The 15600-nt window shown below is 59.8% G+C and carries 13 protein-coding genes; 3 read left to right on the forward strand and 10 right to left on the reverse strand.

Annotation, left to right across the window (positions count from 1 at the left end; translation table 11 throughout):
* Positions 1 to 35 precede the first annotated feature (35 nt).
* Positions 36 to 2957, reverse strand: coding sequence for an FAD-binding and (Fe-S)-binding domain-containing protein (locus tag HMPREF0308_RS10625; RefSeq protein ID WP_034657498.1), 2922 nt, complete (start codon positions 2955 to 2957; stop codon positions 36 to 38).
* Between the two features lie 364 nt (positions 2958 to 3321).
* Between HMPREF0308_RS10625 and HMPREF0308_RS10630 the strand changes: the two genes are divergently transcribed.
* A complete protein-coding gene (locus HMPREF0308_RS10630; RefSeq protein ID WP_005531482.1) occupies positions 3322 to 4350 on the forward strand; it encodes a bile acid:sodium symporter family protein in 1029 nt (342 codons plus the stop codon).
* Between the two features lie 455 nt (positions 4351 to 4805).
* Here HMPREF0308_RS10630 and HMPREF0308_RS13930 read toward each other — a convergent pair whose 3' ends face one another.
* Genes HMPREF0308_RS13930 through HMPREF0308_RS14245 form a run of 3 tightly spaced genes read right to left on the reverse strand, consistent with a single transcriptional unit; the run spans position 4806 to position 6048 of the window.
* On the reverse strand, positions 4806 to 4970 hold the full coding sequence (locus HMPREF0308_RS13930) for a hypothetical protein (RefSeq protein ID WP_005531483.1): 165 nt from the start codon (positions 4968 to 4970) through the stop codon (positions 4806 to 4808).
* A gap of 34 nt (positions 4971 to 5004) precedes the next feature.
* Positions 5005 to 5703 (reverse strand): YceI family protein, encoded by a 699-nt coding sequence (locus HMPREF0308_RS10640; RefSeq protein WP_005531484.1) that lies wholly within the window; start codon positions 5701 to 5703, stop codon positions 5005 to 5007.
* Positions 5704 to 5709: 6 nt separating this feature from the next.
* A complete protein-coding gene (locus tag HMPREF0308_RS14245; protein ID WP_080548661.1) occupies positions 5710 to 6048 on the reverse strand; it encodes a hypothetical protein in 339 nt (112 codons plus the stop codon).
* Between the two features lie 130 nt (positions 6049 to 6178).
* Between HMPREF0308_RS14245 and HMPREF0308_RS10645 the strand changes: the two genes are divergently transcribed.
* Complete coding sequence (locus tag HMPREF0308_RS10645) at positions 6179 to 6553, forward strand: RNA polymerase-binding protein RbpA (protein ID WP_034657500.1); 375 nt, start codon at positions 6179 to 6181, stop codon at positions 6551 to 6553.
* 146 nt (positions 6554 to 6699) lie between these two features.
* Here HMPREF0308_RS10645 and HMPREF0308_RS10650 read toward each other — a convergent pair whose 3' ends face one another.
* From HMPREF0308_RS10650 to HMPREF0308_RS10660, 3 genes are read right to left on the reverse strand one after another with little or no spacing between them, the layout of a single operon-like run.
* Positions 6700 to 7593: a polyprenol monophosphomannose synthase gene (locus HMPREF0308_RS10650; RefSeq protein ID WP_005531487.1), complete on the reverse strand. Its 894-nt coding sequence runs from the start codon at positions 7591 to 7593 to the stop codon at positions 6700 to 6702.
* Positions 7594 to 7596: 3 nt separating this feature from the next.
* Entirely contained in the window at positions 7597 to 9183 is a 1587-nt protein-coding gene (gene lnt / locus HMPREF0308_RS10655; RefSeq protein ID WP_005531488.1) for an apolipoprotein N-acyltransferase, read from the reverse strand.
* Positions 9183 to 9803 (reverse strand): FxsA family protein, encoded by a 621-nt coding sequence (locus HMPREF0308_RS10660; protein ID WP_034657502.1) that lies wholly within the window; start codon positions 9801 to 9803, stop codon positions 9183 to 9185. Before HMPREF0308_RS10660 ends, lnt begins: the two co-directional genes overlap by 1 nt.
* Before the next feature lie 109 nt (positions 9804 to 9912).
* Here HMPREF0308_RS10660 and HMPREF0308_RS10665 point away from each other — a divergent pair, with 109 nt between their 5' ends.
* Positions 9913 to 10770 (forward strand): cobalamin biosynthesis protein CobG, encoded by an 858-nt coding sequence (locus tag HMPREF0308_RS10665; protein WP_005531491.1) that lies wholly within the window; start codon positions 9913 to 9915, stop codon positions 10768 to 10770.
* Positions 10771 to 10784: 14 nt separating this feature from the next.
* Here HMPREF0308_RS10665 and HMPREF0308_RS10670 read toward each other — a convergent pair whose 3' ends face one another.
* The 3 genes from HMPREF0308_RS10670 to HMPREF0308_RS10680 are packed head-to-tail and all read right to left on the reverse strand — an operon-like array spanning position 10785 to position 15586.
* Positions 10785 to 11546, reverse strand: coding sequence for an SDR family oxidoreductase (locus HMPREF0308_RS10670; protein ID WP_005531492.1), 762 nt, complete (start codon positions 11544 to 11546; stop codon positions 10785 to 10787).
* The gene (locus HMPREF0308_RS10675; protein WP_034657504.1) at positions 11547 to 12710 is read right to left on the reverse strand and encodes a M24 family metallopeptidase; all 1164 of its coding nucleotides are present in this window, start codon (positions 12708 to 12710) and stop codon (positions 11547 to 11549) included. It abuts the gene before it with no gap.
* Between the two features lie 56 nt (positions 12711 to 12766).
* A complete protein-coding gene (locus HMPREF0308_RS10680) occupies positions 12767 to 15586 on the reverse strand; it encodes a DEAD/DEAH box helicase (RefSeq protein WP_005531497.1) in 2820 nt (939 codons plus the stop codon).
* Positions 15587 to 15600: the final 14 nt, after the last annotated feature.

Consider the following 15600-nt stretch of genomic DNA (forward strand, 5'->3'; position numbering starts at 1 on the left):
GGGTTAAGGGGCTAACTGGCTAAGAGGATAAGCGGTTAAGGAGTAACCACAGGGCGCGAGGCGCGCTCGAGCAAGACAGCGATGGAGTCGTAGCTCTTGCCGGAGATCATCTCCAGGCCCATCTCACAGGTGCGGTTATCGGAGACATAAGCATCGAAGTGCTCAGCCTCGAGGGAAGCGCGCTCCTCACGGGTAGCCGATTCCACCAGCTCTGGGTGGAGCATGATGCGGTCACCGGCGGAGCCACAGCACATAGCGCCTTCTGGAACCTTGGCATGGCCACAGAGGTTGGCCAGCTGCACCAAGTCATCGCTGATGCCCATGTGCGCAGTGGAACAGGTTGGGTGAACGGCGATGGTGCCCATGTTCTGGACGATCGGTAGGTGAGGGGCAACCTCATCGCGTAGCCACTCGACGACGTCCATGATGCGCAGCTGGGACCATAATTCCTTGTCCGCTTCGGAGAGCGCCTCTGGGACACTGTCGAGCAAGCCGTGGGTACAGCTGGCGGCATCCACGATGATGGGGAGCTTGCCGTGCTCAGACCAGTGCCACAGGTCGCGGACGATCTTGGTGGCCTGGTATTCGAAGCCCTCGGTGTAGCCCTTAGAAGACCAAGGAGTACCGCAGCAGTCGCCTGCTACATCATCCGGGATCCACACCGGTTGTCCGGAACGGCGGCCAAGTTCGACGACGGCGCGCGGCAGATCCACCGAATCCGGGGCGGCGCCAGCAGGGCGGCCAAAGATGCGGTTGATGCAAGCCGGGAAGTACAAGGCCTGTGCGCCTTCACGCGGTGTCTCCGGTAGACGGGACGCACCCTTAGGGAGTGGACCTGGCACGGTGGGCAGCAAGTCAGGGGAGATGACGTTGCGGGCCATGTTGGCGCCGAGCTCAAGTGGCTTGTGCGGAATCTTATTGGCGGAAATGACGCCAGCACGCGCGAGCTTCTCGACGAGCGCCCAACGCTGCGCGGTCGACAGGGCTACCTTCTCGGCCTTGGGGCCAGCTTCCTGCTTGCGCAGCTGCTTCATCACTGCGCCGGTGTCGATGCTGATGGGACACGGAATGGAACAGGTGCCGTCCGCCGCACACATGTCGACGGCATCGTACTGATATTCCTCTTGCAGCTGGCGCAGGACCGCAGAGCCTTCTGGTTGGCGGGCCATCTCGCGGCGCAAGACGATGCGCTGACGTGGGGTGACCGTGGCGTGGCGGGACGGGCAAACGGGTTCGCAGAAGCCGCACTCCACGCAAGGATTAATCATGTCCTCGACCTTGGGGAAGGACTTGAAATTCTTCAGGTGCACGGACTTGTCGCGGGTGAGCTTCACATTTGGCGCGAGGATGCCTTGCGGGTCAATCATGTTCTTGACTCCCCAGAAGAGCTCGAAGGCTTCGGAGCCCCACTCGTGCTCGAGGAATGGAGCCATGTTTACGCCGGTACCGTGCTCGGCCTTCATCGAACCTTGGTACTTGTCGATGACCAACTCAGCCAGCTCGTCCAGGAAGCTGGCATAAGATTCGCGTTCTTCGTCTAGATCGAAGCGCGGGGTAAGGAAGAAGTGCAGGTTGCCGAAGGCGGCGTGTCCCATCACCGACTCGGGGTAGCCATACTTGTGCTGCAGATCCAGCAAATCGGCGGCTGCGTTGCCTACCTCTGCGGGCGGGAAGCAGACGTCCTCGGTGATGTAGGTGGTGCCGTTCGGGCGGTCGGCTCCGAGCAGGCCGTACAAACCGTTGCGGAGCTCCCATGCGCCGCGCATGCCCTCTGGTGTGGTCTCGAATTCGAGTGGGCGTAAAAGCGGCGCGTCCTTGAGGACCTCCTTGAGGCGCTCCATCGCGGATTCGAGATCGGCGAGGTCGGTGCCGCCTACCTCGACGAGCAGTGCTGCTGCATCGTCATCAAGGTCGATCCAGGACTTTGGCGCGTGGGCGTAGTGTTCTGCCGAACGGCGCATCACCGGTGCGACGAGGAGTTCGCAGGCTTCAGCGCCGGCCTCCATGATTGGGTGCACGAAGTTGGCTGCATCGCGCAGGTTCGGCAACTCGACCCAGGTCGTGGCCTTGACCTTGGGAAGTTTTACCGTCTTGATGACGGACTCGACGATGGCGCCGAAAATGCCTTCGGAGCCGACGAGGAGGCGCTTTAGGATCTTGACCGGCTCGTCCTCGTCGAGGAAAGCGTCAATGCGTAGGCCGTTGGTATTGCGGATGGAGAACTTCTTGCGCAAGAACTCCACCATCTCGGTGTTCGCTCGCAGGCGGTCGCGGAAGGCGAGGAGGTTGGCGTGAAGTTCAGGCTCCTGTGCACGGAAGGCATCGTCGCCGCGAGCGGTATCGACAATGGTTCCGGAGGGCAAGACGAAGACGAGCTCATCGACGCAGTGGTAACTATCGCGCTCCAGCGAACAGCGCATGCCGCCGGAGTTGTCGGCGAGGACGCCACCGATGGTGCATACAGAGGTTGATCCTGGGTCCGGGCCGAGCATGAATCCGTGCCGGCCGAGGACTGCCTGGGCGTCGCCAAGCACAACGCCTGGGCGGGACCACAGCTTGCTGCCGCCATCCCTGACCTCCATGCCGGTGAAGTTGGTCTTCACATCAACCAAGATGTCATCTGACATTGCTTGGCCGTTGAGCGAGGTGCCCGCGGCGCGGAACGTCATGTGGCGGCCGTTCTCGCGGCAGTAGGTCATGAGCCTAGACAAGTCGCTGGCACTACGCGCTGACACTACGATTTGAGGAATGGATCGGTAGGGGCCGGCGTCGGAAGAGAATCGGACAAGGTCTGATAGGCGTCCGTGCACGTTTTCCGGACCGACGATGGCCTCCATGTCTTTGATGAGCGACATGGGGGAGCCGTTGGTGTACTTCGCTGGTACAGCATCTGCCTGGCTCGTTGATCCCTGTGGGCGAGAGATCTTTGTTGAATCGGGACTCAGAAGCTTTTGCATACATTCAACTTAGTCCCAGATATCTGTTGACCGATAGTAAGTGTGGCTAATGTCACCTTCGTTTAACCGCGGTTGGGGGCGGCGAGTTTAGACCCCTTCATTAGCGGTATCCCAACGTCCGAAACTGCTAGTTCATTTAACGGGATGTTGTGCTATGGTTTGGAAATCAATCAATCCATAGAAAGATATTCACCACGTCGGTGGGATCGGGAAAGGGAAGTTGGGCTCAGGGGTGTCGTTCCTGGGGGCAAGGTCCCTAACCTTTACCCCCACAGATTCCACTCACAATGAAGGTGCCTGATGGCAAGCCGGACATGCGAGTGGGGAAGAGGTGGGTAACTTCCAAGTAGTAAGGGCGAGCCACATGTCGAGTATGACTTCTCACCAGTATGGAGTAGCCGATCCGTCGGCGGCGCAGGAAGCGCAAAGCAGCTCTGAGAAGCTAGCGGTTTACGCATTTCCCATCGTGATTGTGCTGTGTGCAATTGCAGCCTTCATGAGTCCGTCGACCTTTGTCCCGGTTAGCTCTTATACGAGCCAGCTGCTTATGGTCATTATGTTCTCGATGGGTCTTACTCTGACGACCCCGGATCTTGCGCTCGTTGCCAAGCGTCCATTGCCCATCCTTATTGGCGTTGTATGCCAGTTTGTGGTTATGCCGACCAGTGCGGTGCTTGTTGCTAAGCTGCTGGGGCTTAACGACGCCGTTACCGTCGGTCTAATCCTGCTTGGTTCGGTTCCTGGTGGTACGGCATCCAATGTCATGGCGTACTTGGCAAAGGGTGACGTGGCGCTGTCTGTCGCCATGACGTCCGTTTCTACCTTGGTTTCCCCAATTATGACGCCACTGTTGATGCTGTGGCTGGCGGGGCAGAGCGCTGAGGTTGATGGAATGGGCATGATGTGGTCGCTTGTTCAGACGGTTCTCATCCCGGTTGCACTTGGCCTGTTGCTGCGCGTTGTGGCAAGCAAGGCGGTTGATTATGTCATCCCGGTGCTGCCGTGGGTGGCTATCGTCGGTATTGGTGCAGTGGTTACTGCGGTTGTGGCAAAGTCGCAGGATAAGCTGCTGACGGTTGGTCTTGTTGTATTCCTCGGTGTGGCCATTCAGAATGTCATCGGATTCCTCTTTGGTTACTATACGGCGAAGGTAACTCGTCAGCGCGAAGCAGCAGCGCGTACGACGGCTATCGAGGTTGCCACCCAGAACTCCGGTTTGGCCTCCGCGCTGGCGCTGCAGTTCTTTACGCCTGAGGCTGCATTGCCAGGCGTTGTGGCAGCCGTGTGGGCGAACATCACGGGCGCGGTATTCGCAGCACTCGTCCGCCGTAAGCCTTTGCCTGCTGAGGAGGCCCCAGAGGAACTACTGAATGAGCCGGCGCACGTGAGCTAGTTGTGAGGTCAGGTGGGCCCCTTATATAAGGGGCCCGGGGGATAACGACACAAATCCTAAATGACATAATGTACATTATCGGACAATTATTGAATAGTGGCGTTACGTCTATACGTCCCTGTGCATCTATATCGATTTGTCGGCACTCACGTATCAATTAGTTCTTGTGACGCGCATTTCCCCGGCTGGGTGCAGACGTCGCCGAGCGGCTTGGCTTTGTCCTGGGCTACTCGCGCGGCTCAACTCGTTGGATTTATATTGACCCGGTTGTTGGTCTGGCTTGTTGGTCCGACTGCTTGCCCCCGGTTTGGGTCCGGTTTTGGTCTGGCTCGGACGCGGTGGCTGAATTTGGGCTTTTTCGGCTTTTGGGGTTGCTTCTGCCCTAACTGAGTACACCACCGTTTAATGTCACTGTGACGTTAAACGGTGGTGTGAGTGGGAATTGCGGGTGTGCTCTAACGGCGGTTGTATGCAGTGATAAGTTGCCAGCCCGTAAGAATGCCGAGCAATACTGCGATGCCAAGGAGTAGCCACATTTTCTGGAAGCCGACGAATACTGCGAAGCTAATGAGCACCACGAGTCGGAACCAGATGACTGGGATTAGATGTTGAGAGTTCATGCCTGCGTATTGCTAGTTACTTCCGTATTGCTAGTTACTTCTGAAGCGTGACGCGAATGTTTACTTCGCCTTCTTTTTCAATCTTGGCCGCGATCATCTCTGGAGTCTCAATTCCGTAATCTAGACGGTTGACCGGAATGTTGCCGCCCATAACGATGGTCTCACCGTCGCGAACAACGTCGAATTCCTGGGTGACCTTCTTGGTCTTGCCCTTGATCGTTAGGTCGCCGGTCAGCTTAACCTTGGCCACCGAGCCGTCGTCTGGCACTGCAGAAATATCAGCAGGCTCAGTCAGAGTGAACGTGGCTTCAGGGAATTGGCGCGTGATAAACAGCTTGTCCTTCATGTTTTGGTCACGAACCTTTTTATCCGTGGTCAAGGTGGTCATGTCCACGGTGATCGTGCCTTCTTCGATCTTGCCGTCTTTAATGACAGCCTGGCCGGTCACGTCCTTGGTGGAGCCGGAGGTCGTGGTCTTCTCAGCAGGCAGAACCTCGTTGATGGTGAAACCAACCGAGGTGAAATTATGTGGCGTACCAGCAACAACGTTCCAGGTGCCATCGACATCGGTGCTAGCTGGCTTGGTGTGCGCTGCATCAACAGGCTTTGTCTGGACACCACGGCCCATGTAAATCGAATAGAACAACGGGCCAAGTGCAACCACCGTGGCGACGAGAATTAGCACCACGAAAATGGAAATGACCAGCTTGCGGTTACCTAGAAGTTTCTGCATTTTTCCTTATCTCAATTCCTCGAGCCGACGTGCCAAGGCGACGAGTTCAGAACACAGTTCCTGGAGCTCATCTCCATCTGCACCTTCCTTCGCTGCCATTGCGACGTCCTCGGCTGAGCAGCGTAGTTCAAATAATCCATCCCGCAATTCATCAGCACGCTCCGGAGTCATGATCACAGCGTTCTTCGGAATTGATGTACCCGAAACGTTATTACGCTGCTCATATGCGCGTTGCTTGCATGATGCGCTACAGAATTTGCGAGGGCGTCCGCGCCCTCCTTGTGGGATCTCCTTGCCGCACCATTGACACGATGCGACAGCACGGTCGCGGCTAGCTTGACGGATCACCTGTTACACCTTAGTCCATTTAACCCGGGGTGGGAACAAACGCACGCTGTACTTCGTTATACTGTTAGTTTCTTGGGTGATTTATATCAACCCTTCCGAGCACTCTTTATGAAAAGGATGATGTTGCATGGCAGATCGCGTACTCCGTGGTAGCCGTATGGGCGCCGTCAGCTACGAGACGGACCGTGACCACGACCTAGCACCACGCCAGATGGTCAAGTACCGCACCGAAGACGGTGACATCTACGAAGTTCCTTTCGCAGATGATGCGGAAATTCCTGAGGAGTGGATGTGTAAGAACGGTAAGCTGGGCACCCTTATGGAGGGCGAAGGCGTAGAATCCAAGCCAGCCAAGCCGCCACGTACCCACTGGGACATGCTGCGTGAGCGCCGTTCCATCGAGGAACTCGACGAACTGCTTACCGAGCGCATCGATCAGCTGCGCTCCCGCCGCCGCTCCGCTGCTCGTCTGCTCAAGGAGCAGCAGGAGAATCAGAGCTAGAACTCGGTTTCTGCAGCGCCGCACATGCTGTACATAGCGCACAAAAGGGGCGCGCTACTTCCCCATTGCTGGGAATGTAGCGCGCCCCTTTCGTCTTAGTAGGCGGCTCATGGTGAGCCGCTCGGAGCCTACTCGGCTTGCTTTGCCTACTTAGACTTGCTGCCGAACTGGTGCTTCAGCAGGGACTGTACCTCGTCAGCGAAGTCGCCGGTCCAGGCAAAGCCTTCTTTGAGCTTGCCAGCCAGGCCCGGAAGGGAGCTGTGGCGGTAAGTGTAGGACGCGATGTTGCTGACCTCGCCAGCCAAGTCCTTGGCCTGCTCGGAACGGTGTGCAATGCCCCACTTGGTGACCTCGAAGAGGGAATCCTTGACGAAGGAGCCGTCCAGCTTCGACTCACCGTACTCGCGCTCGGTGAAGGTGATTGGTACCTCGCGTACATCCCAGCCATCCTTGACAGCGCGGAAAGCCAAGTCAACCTGGAAGATGTAGCCAGCTTTCGACAGGTCGTCGAAGTCGATGGACTCCAGCAGCTCACGCGTGAATGCGCGGTAGCCTGCGGTCATGTCGGACAGGCCGGCGCCCAGCGCCACGGAGATGTACAAGTTGCCCAAGCGGGACAGGTATTCGCGGGAAGCAGGCCAGTTGATGGTCTCGCCGCCCGGTACGTAGCGGGAACCGATGACGAGGTCCGCGCCCTTGTCGATCTCAGCGAGGAGCAAGTGCAGCTGCTCAGGTGCGTGGGAACCGTCAGCGTCCATCTCACAGAGGACCTGGTAGTCGCGCTCCAAGCCCCACTTGAAGCCAGCAATGTAAGCACCTAGGAGGCCGCCCTTGCCCTCACGGTGGAGGACGTGCAGCTTGTCATCCTCAGCAGCCAGCTTGTCTGCAGCCTCACCGGTGCCGTCAGGCGAGTTATCGTCCACGATCAGAATGCTGACCTCTGGGGTTGCCTTGCGGACACGGCCGGTGATCAGCGGAAGGTTCTCAATCTCGTTGTAGGTCGGGATGATAACCAAGGTGGAAGCGTGGGTAGTGCTCACGTTTTAAAGCTCCTCGTTGTTTGCTGCCGGTGTAGCAGAGTTTTGTTTAGGCGCACGTTGCTTGCCACGGGCTCCTGGCTTTTCAAGATTGCCTGTCCTGCGTGCAGAACGGAGAGCAAGTAGTGCGCTGACTGTTCCAATGATAACCATGAGCCATTGCAGGAGCGAACCATACCTCACGGCAAAGGTCACTCCCTTGCGCAGCGGCAGCGTCTCAATGAGATACTTCGGCTCAAAGATTTCGCTGTGTTGGCTCACCCGGCCATCCGGATGGACAATGGCCGAGACTCCCGATGTTGCGGCGATAACCACGGCGCGGTCAGTCTCCAAGGCGCGCAGGCGGCTCATGGCTAGTTGCTGATAGGTCATGTCGGAGTAACCGAAGGTGGCGTTGTTCGTAGGCGTCGAAAGAATTTGAGCACCGTTGTTCACCGAACTGCGGAATGCCTGGTCGAAAGAGACCTCGTAGCATGTGGCCACACCGACGAGAACGTCGTTCATCGTGACCACACCGGGGCCGTCGCCCGGCTTGAAATCGCTGGCTAGGTCGACCATGTCCGTGAACTTGCGGAAGAAATTCCGCATAGGCATCGTCTCGCCGAAGGGCTGCAAATACTTCTTGTAGTGGTGCTCTCCTACTTCCCCACCTGGCTCGAAAACCTGCATGGTGTTGCGGTAGCCCACCGCGTCCTTCGTTAGCGTACCCACCAGAACGGGCGCGTCGATGGCGTCGACGGCGGCGTCGATAAGCATGCGTGCCTGCGCATCCTTAAGAGGATTGACGTCGGAGGAATTCTCCGGCCAGATCACCAGATCGATGGGGTCTTCCTTGTTTTCCTGGGCCGCATTGGCGGCTTCCTGTGTGACTCGGACGTGGTTTTCCAATACGGCCCTGCGCTGGGCGGCAAAATCCAGGCCCATCCGCGGGACGTTGCCCTGAATCGCGGCTACCTTGACTTCGCCCACAGTATGGTCCGGGCGGTTGATACCGAGTCCCGCCGCGAGCCCTGCCACCAAGGGAAGCACCACTGCCGCCAGCGCAGCCGCACGGAGTTTTCCGCGGGCCTGTACCAAACCCACCAATCCGCACGCGCACATGACGGTGGCGAAAGTGATGAGCGCTGGCCCGCCCCACGGCGCCAGATTAGCCAACGGCCCTTCAATCTGTCCCCAGGCAAGGCGGACCCAGGAAAAGCCGCCGAAGGGAACGCTCGAGCGCAACATCTCGACCGCTACGTAAAAGAACGGGAACAAGAGGAAACCCGACCTCATGCGGGCAAGTGCAGCCCCGCCGATACCTAGCAAGATGGCATAGAGGGAGAGCCAGAATGCCAAAGCAATGTAGGGGAAATTACCCACCAACTCCCCGATCCACGGCAAGGTGAGCAGATAGAGAAAAAACGCGTGAAGGCTGGCGATTGCGGCTCCAGCTTTCAGGCTCACGCTTGAGGCTCTCCACGGCACCAAGGCGGCAAAGAGCAACGCGATACCGAGGATCCCCATGGGCCACCAACCCAGTGGCTCAACAGCGCAAAAAGTAACACCGCCTGAAACGCCGGCAAGCGCTAGGCGGCACAGAAATTGTTTCATTACTTCTTGGAGTCTCCCGCATCGTTTCCGGAGTCGTCGGCCGAGCCACCGGTGAAGTCATCAGGATCGAGGTTCTCGGTCCACTGACGGATCTCTTCCTCGTCGAGGACCTCCGGCTCTGGGCGGCTCCCCTGGGCACCGCCTGGATACCCGGTTGCTGAACCGTAGTCCGCAGCGTTTCCGAAGCTTCCATAGGAATCATGGTGCTGCGCCATGGGCGAAGCTTCAAAGATGCGGGTGCCCATGTGCTCAATCTTGCGCACCATAGAAGCCGCGAGAATCGTGCGCGCCAGGGAGCGCGTTGGCGCAAAGATGAGTAGCGCGCCGATGAGCGTTGAGACAAACCCTGGCATCGATAGCAACAGGCCGCCTGCCAGCGTCAGGCCCACGTTGCCGGCGGTCTTGCCAGCTTGGTTTCCGTCCATGTAGTAGATCCCGTCTTGCCCGCGCACAATCTGGCGGCTCATGATGCGGCGAATTTCAATACCTGCGAGGGACATGCCGAAGAACATCGACACGAACAAGGCCACGAGTGCCCACAGGATTCCAATCCACTTGGCCACGGCCCAAAAGGCGAGTGTCTCAAGCAAGGTATAGGCGATAAACAGAACGAATGGCATGGCCTCTACCCTACCCATCCGCGGCATACATGCCGTGGCCAACACCCGCTGACGTGTTTTCTACAACCGGAATCTAGGGGCAGTGAACGCAACGGTTAGACTCGCAGCCATGACTGATACCCCTGAAACGCCTCACGTAGGTTCGCCGCTGCTGCTTGACGACGCCGTCCATGGAACCGTCGCGCGTTTCCAACCGGTAGCCGGTGCGACGACGGCGGAAGACTGGATTGAAATCGCAGGACTGGCTCAGGATTTCGGCGACGGCAATGTCTACCTCGCCCAGAACGCAGCATTGGAGCTGCGCGGTGTCCACGACGTAGCGCAGCTCGTGGCTCGCGTTAGCGCTCCTGCATTGAGCACGCTAAGCCGGCCTGTCTTGGCTTCCCCTCTCTCGGCAGCAGCGCGCGAACTGGCCCGCGATATTGCGGCGGTTTGTGAGGGGCTGGAGGCGGCTTCTGAGCTTGTCCTAGGCGTCGATGACGGAAGCGGCGACATTGTTGCGGAGGGCGTCGACTATGGCGTGCTCTTACGCGGCACTGACAGCGCTCAGCTGATTGCGCAGGGCGTGCTTTCCGACGCTGTGCTGGCCATCGAGGACCTCGTGCCCGCCTTGGTTAATGCGATTGAAGAAGCGGCGGCGAAGGCGCCGGAGGAAGCGTCTGCGGATACAGGCCGAACGGAAGAGCTGAAGCTGTCTGCAACGGAGACCTCGGACAAGCCGACCCAGCCCATCGGCTGGCTGGCTGAGCATACCCCTGAAGGGCGCGTTGACCTAGGAGCAGGACTGCACAAGGGAGTAATCCCAGCGGAGTTCGCGGACCTGATCGGACGCCTCGACGTCGATATCACGGTCACCCCGTGGCAGGGGCTCGTGTTCCATGACATCGCGGAAGGCGACGCCGAAGTGGTCCTGCGCGTGCTGGCACCACGTGGGTTTATCTTCGACGTGAATTCGCCTTTGCTGTAACAAGTAAGAACAAGCTAGCGCGGCATATGGCGCCACACGGGGCGCGGAACCACGCGCATGACCCATGCCAACGCTTGGAGGGGACGCGGAATCCAGAGGGTGCGGCTGCGCGGCGCGTCAGCAGTGCCCGCGCCCTTGCCAGACATGGCATCAACCACGGCGTCGGCAACCGCGTCTGGGGTCACCGAAAGCGGGGCTGGCTTCATTCCGGTGGTCATGGAACCGATGACAAAGCCCGGACGCGCGGTAATGAGTGCGAGCGGGCCGCCATGCAGGCGATCGGCAAGTCCTTGACAGAAAGCATCGAGACCAGCCTTGGTAGAGCCATAGACGTAGTTGGCGCGCCGGGCACGCCGCCCGGCGATGGACGAGAAGGCGATGATGTGGCCGCGGGTCATCTCATCAGCAAGTACCGTCAGCATCGATACCTGGGCGCCATAGTCCACCAAGGCGATATCGAAAGCATGGGCCTCATCGTGCTCAGCACGGTCTTGGTCACCAAGGATGCCGAAAGCCACTACGGCGGTGGTGATTCCGTCGCTGTGCTCGCACAGCTCACGTGCCGCACGAAATATGGCACGGTGCTGCTCGACGGCGGTGGCGTCGAAGTCGAGAGTATGGATTGCAGTTGCGCCCGCGGCACGGAGCTTCTTAATGCGCTCGTCCATGCCGTGGGTGCCGCGTGCTGCAAGGACAATTTCGTTTCCCGGAGCAAGACGCTGCGCAATCTCGCCACCGATGTCACTGCGCCCGCCGAGGATTAACACACCTGCCATCTAGCGGACCTCGCGGGGGGCCTGGTTGACGGATTCGTATCCATCCGCGGTGGTGTACACGATGTCCTCAAGACGCATGCCCCACTTGCCTGGCACGTAGATGCCCGGCTCGATGGAAAAGGCCATGCCCTCCTCAAGGACCAACTCGTTGCCAGCCATAATGAAGGGCTCCTCGTGGGTAGACAGGCCAATGCCGTGTCCGGTGCGGTGCGTAAAGTACTCGCCGTAGCCGGCTTCCTCGATGACCTCACGGGTAGCGCGGTCGACTTCCTGTGCAGTCGCGCCGGGCTTGGCTGCTGCGCGGCCAGCTGCCTGGGCGCGCTCCAGTACTGCGTAAGCGTCCTGGAAGTCCTGAGGCGCTGCGCTCAGATCTCCGCCCACAACGTAAGTACGGGTGGTGTCGGAGTGATAACCCGAAGGCAGGGTGCCTCCGATGTCAACGACCACTGGATCGCCTTTGCTCAGCACGCGGTCACCGTAGTCGTAGTGCGGGTTGGCACCGTTGGGGCCAGAACCGACGATGATGAAGTCGACCTCCACGTGTTGGCGGAGGATCAGGTCGCGCAGGTCCGCTGCGACGTCAGCCTCGGTGCGTCCTGCCTTGAGCAGACCAGGAACAGCAGCGTGGACGGCGTCGATAGCCGCGCCCGCCTTGGTCAGCTCCTCCAGCTCGGCGGCGTCCTTGCGGGTAAACAACTCGGCCAAGGAGTAGGTGGCCAGCACGTACTGAGGCTGTGCACCAGACTGGGCGGACTCAGCAAGCAGGCCCTGGATGCGCAAGACGTGGTCAGCGGTCAGCGATGCACCAAGCGCCACCGTGGGGGTACTGGAAGATGTCGTGGCGCGCAGAGGCTCGCAGGCGAGCTCATAAGGGTTCTCGCCATCGCTCCAGCCGCGCAACTCCAAACCGAGCTGCGCCACAGGCGAGGAGCTGAGCGTTTCGATGTCCGTAGACGGGGCAACGATGAAAGGCTTGCCCGTGGGGCCAAGCACCAAAGCGGTTAAGCGCTCGTGGGAGGAGACCCAGGAACCAGTGAGATAAGCAAAGTCGGCTCCGGTACCCAAAATAAGCAGGTCAATCCCCTTTTCAGCGGATACCTCTTGAGCCCGCTGCAAGCGGTCGGCGTATACAGACACTGGAAAAGTACTGTTCGAATCAGACATGTGCATGAGCCTACCCGCGCACCCCGCGCCCTTTCATTTCAGGGGACGCGGTGTGCTTAAGCGCCGATGGCCACGACGCCGCGCTGAATTGCATCGATGGCGCGCCGGGCATTGCGGCGGATGTCTTCCTCGTAGCCGGTCTTGGCGATCTGCTGCAGCATGTCCACCACCTGGCGGCACCAGCGCACGAAGTCGCCGGGGGTAAGTTCCGCACCGGCTTCGTTCGCGGCAGCCATGCAGTATCCCAGCGGGGCTCCGGCGGCCCACTGATGGATGGCGAGTGCGAAGCCGGCTTCCGGTTCACGGGTGCGTGGGAGGTTATGGCGGGCCTCGTCGGCAATGAGCTCGGTGTAGATGCGATACGTAGCTTCCATGGCATCGGCCATGGCATCCGTGGCCGCTTCCGGCTCGCCACGGGTTTCCTTGCGGTTTTCAAAGAGGCACAGGGATGCCACACCGGCTAGCTCCGCTGGGTCTAGCTCATTCCAGATGCCACGCTTCAAGCACTGCGCTACGAGCAAGTCTGACTCGCTGTGGATCTGGGAAAGGCGCTCGCCTTCATCGGTGATGACTGGGCGGCGGTCTTCGCCAAAGCCTTCGAACTCGACGTAATCCATTTCAGAGAGCAAGTCGACGATACGTCCGAAGGTCTTGCCCAAGGTATCGGTAGCCCGCTCGACCTTCTTGCTGACCTTCTCGAGGTCCCTTTCGCGCCGCGCCAATTTTTGCGCGATACCCGCCAGTTGCTCGCGGTCGGTTGCTGGCCACGAGTGGGCCGGATGGTTGCGGATGGCGTCGCGTAGCTCGCCCACCTTCTTGTTGGTGCGGTTGCGCGGCGCCATGCGCATCTTCTTTGGGCGGTCGTAGCGGTTGCGCTTGAAGGAATCTTGTATGAACTTGGTGTTGCGACGCGGGTTTTTCTGCACCGGACGCGGGAGCTTCATGCGGCCCACGACGATTGGCGGATTGTTGATGCCGGAGACATCGATGCGGCCAGACCATCCAGTTTCGGTAGTCACCCATGGGCGTGGGTCCGCGACTTGATTCGCGGGAGTGACCACGACGGCAAGAATGGGATGCCTCTTGCCGGCGATGGCGATGACGTCGCCCAGCTGGAGACGGCTGAGCACCACGGCGACCTCTTGGTTGCGCTGCGCATTGTTGTTGGCGCGCACCGACTTCTCCTCGTCGGTGAGCTTGCGACGCAGGCGGATGTAGTCCATGAGGACCTCTGCTGGGTCTTCACCATCGCGTGATGGAGGTGCGAGTGCATCGATGGCGTCGTCAAGCTGATTGCGCAGCTCCCGCACGCGGTGCTCCGCCTTTTCGATCTCACGGGTCTCCTCGACGACCGAGCCATCAGCTTGGAACTGCGCGAAGGACTTCTCGAGCAGGCGTAGTGACTCCTCGAAGCCCAGCATGCCCAGCAGGTTGATAGCCATGTTGTAGCCGGGCGCAAACGTGGAAATCAGCGGGTAGGTACGCGTGGAGGCCAGACCTGCGACCGCATGCGGATCCATAGCTGGGGCCCACTGCACCACGGCATTGCCGATGGTGTCGATGCCGCGACGACCCGCGCGGCCGGTTAACTGCGTGTACTGGCCCGGGGTGAGATCGACGTGCGCCTCGCCGTTGAACTTCACCAGCTTTTCCAGGATGACCGTGCGAGCAGGCATGTTGATGCCCAAGGCAAGAGTCTCGGTGGCGAATACGGCGCGGACTAAGCCTTGCACGAAGAGGTCTTCGACGATGTGCCGGAATGCAGGAAGCATTCCCGCGTGGTGGGCCGCAAAGCCGCGGGACAATGCTTCGCGCCATCGCTTGAAGTCAAGGACCTGAAGATCTTCTTCTGGAATGCCCTCGACACCTGCGTCGATGATGGCCTTGATGCGCTCGGATTCTTCTTGCGTGGTGAGCACCATGCGGCTGCGCAGACACTGGTGGAGCGCGCCATCGCAACCCGCGCGGGAGAAGATGAACGTGATGGCAGGGAGCATGTCCATGCCCTGCAGAACCTGGAGAGTCTCAGGGCGGCCCAGCGGACGGTAGCGGTCCTGCGGGCGGGAGGCGCCGGAACGGCCGCGGCCACCGCGGGAGTTACGTGAATCGCGGTCACCGCCCTTGTGGCGGGCACGGGCGCGGAAGCCCTGGCCCGAATGGGCGTCGTTGCGCCCGTCGTCGCTATCGCCCGCCTCAAGACGACGGATGCGCCGTGCCAACTCGGCATTGACTTGGCCGCCGGACTCGGGCTCAAACAGTGGGTAGATCTTGCGGCCAATCATCATCCACTGGTCCAGAGGCACCGGGCGATGATCAGAGACGATAACCGTGGTGTCGCCGCGCACGGCGGAAAGCCACTCGCCGAACTCCTCCGAGTTCGACACCGTGGCGGACAGGCCGATGATGGAGACACTCTCGTGGAGATTCAGGATGACCTCTTCCCACACTGCGCCGCGAGAGGCATCGGCGAGGAAGTGGACTTCATCCATGACCACGTGGCTCAGGCGGTCCAACGCCCCGGACTCTGCGTAGATCATGTTGCGCAGAACCTCAGTGGTCATGACGAGGATTTCTGCCTGGGAGTTGATGGAGACATCGCCCGTGAGCAGGCCGACGGCGTCCGCGCCGTGTGCGGCGACAAGATCGTGGTACTTCTGGTTGCTCAGCGCCTTGATGGGCGTGGTGTAGAAGCAACGGGTTCCGCGGCTTAGCGCCAGGGACACAGCGAACTCGCCCACAATGGTCTTGCCCGCGCCGGTGGGCGCGCAGACGAGGACACCGTGTCCTTCTTCAACGGCCCGGCATCCCTCGACCTGAAAATCATCCAGCGGGTGGGACAGTCTATCGCGGAAGGTATCCAGGTGTGTGGAAGTCATAAGTCCTCAGGTTA

Source organism: Corynebacterium striatum ATCC 6940 (genome assembly GCF_000159135.1).
GTDB lineage: Bacteria > Actinomycetota > Actinomycetes > Mycobacteriales > Mycobacteriaceae > Corynebacterium > Corynebacterium striatum.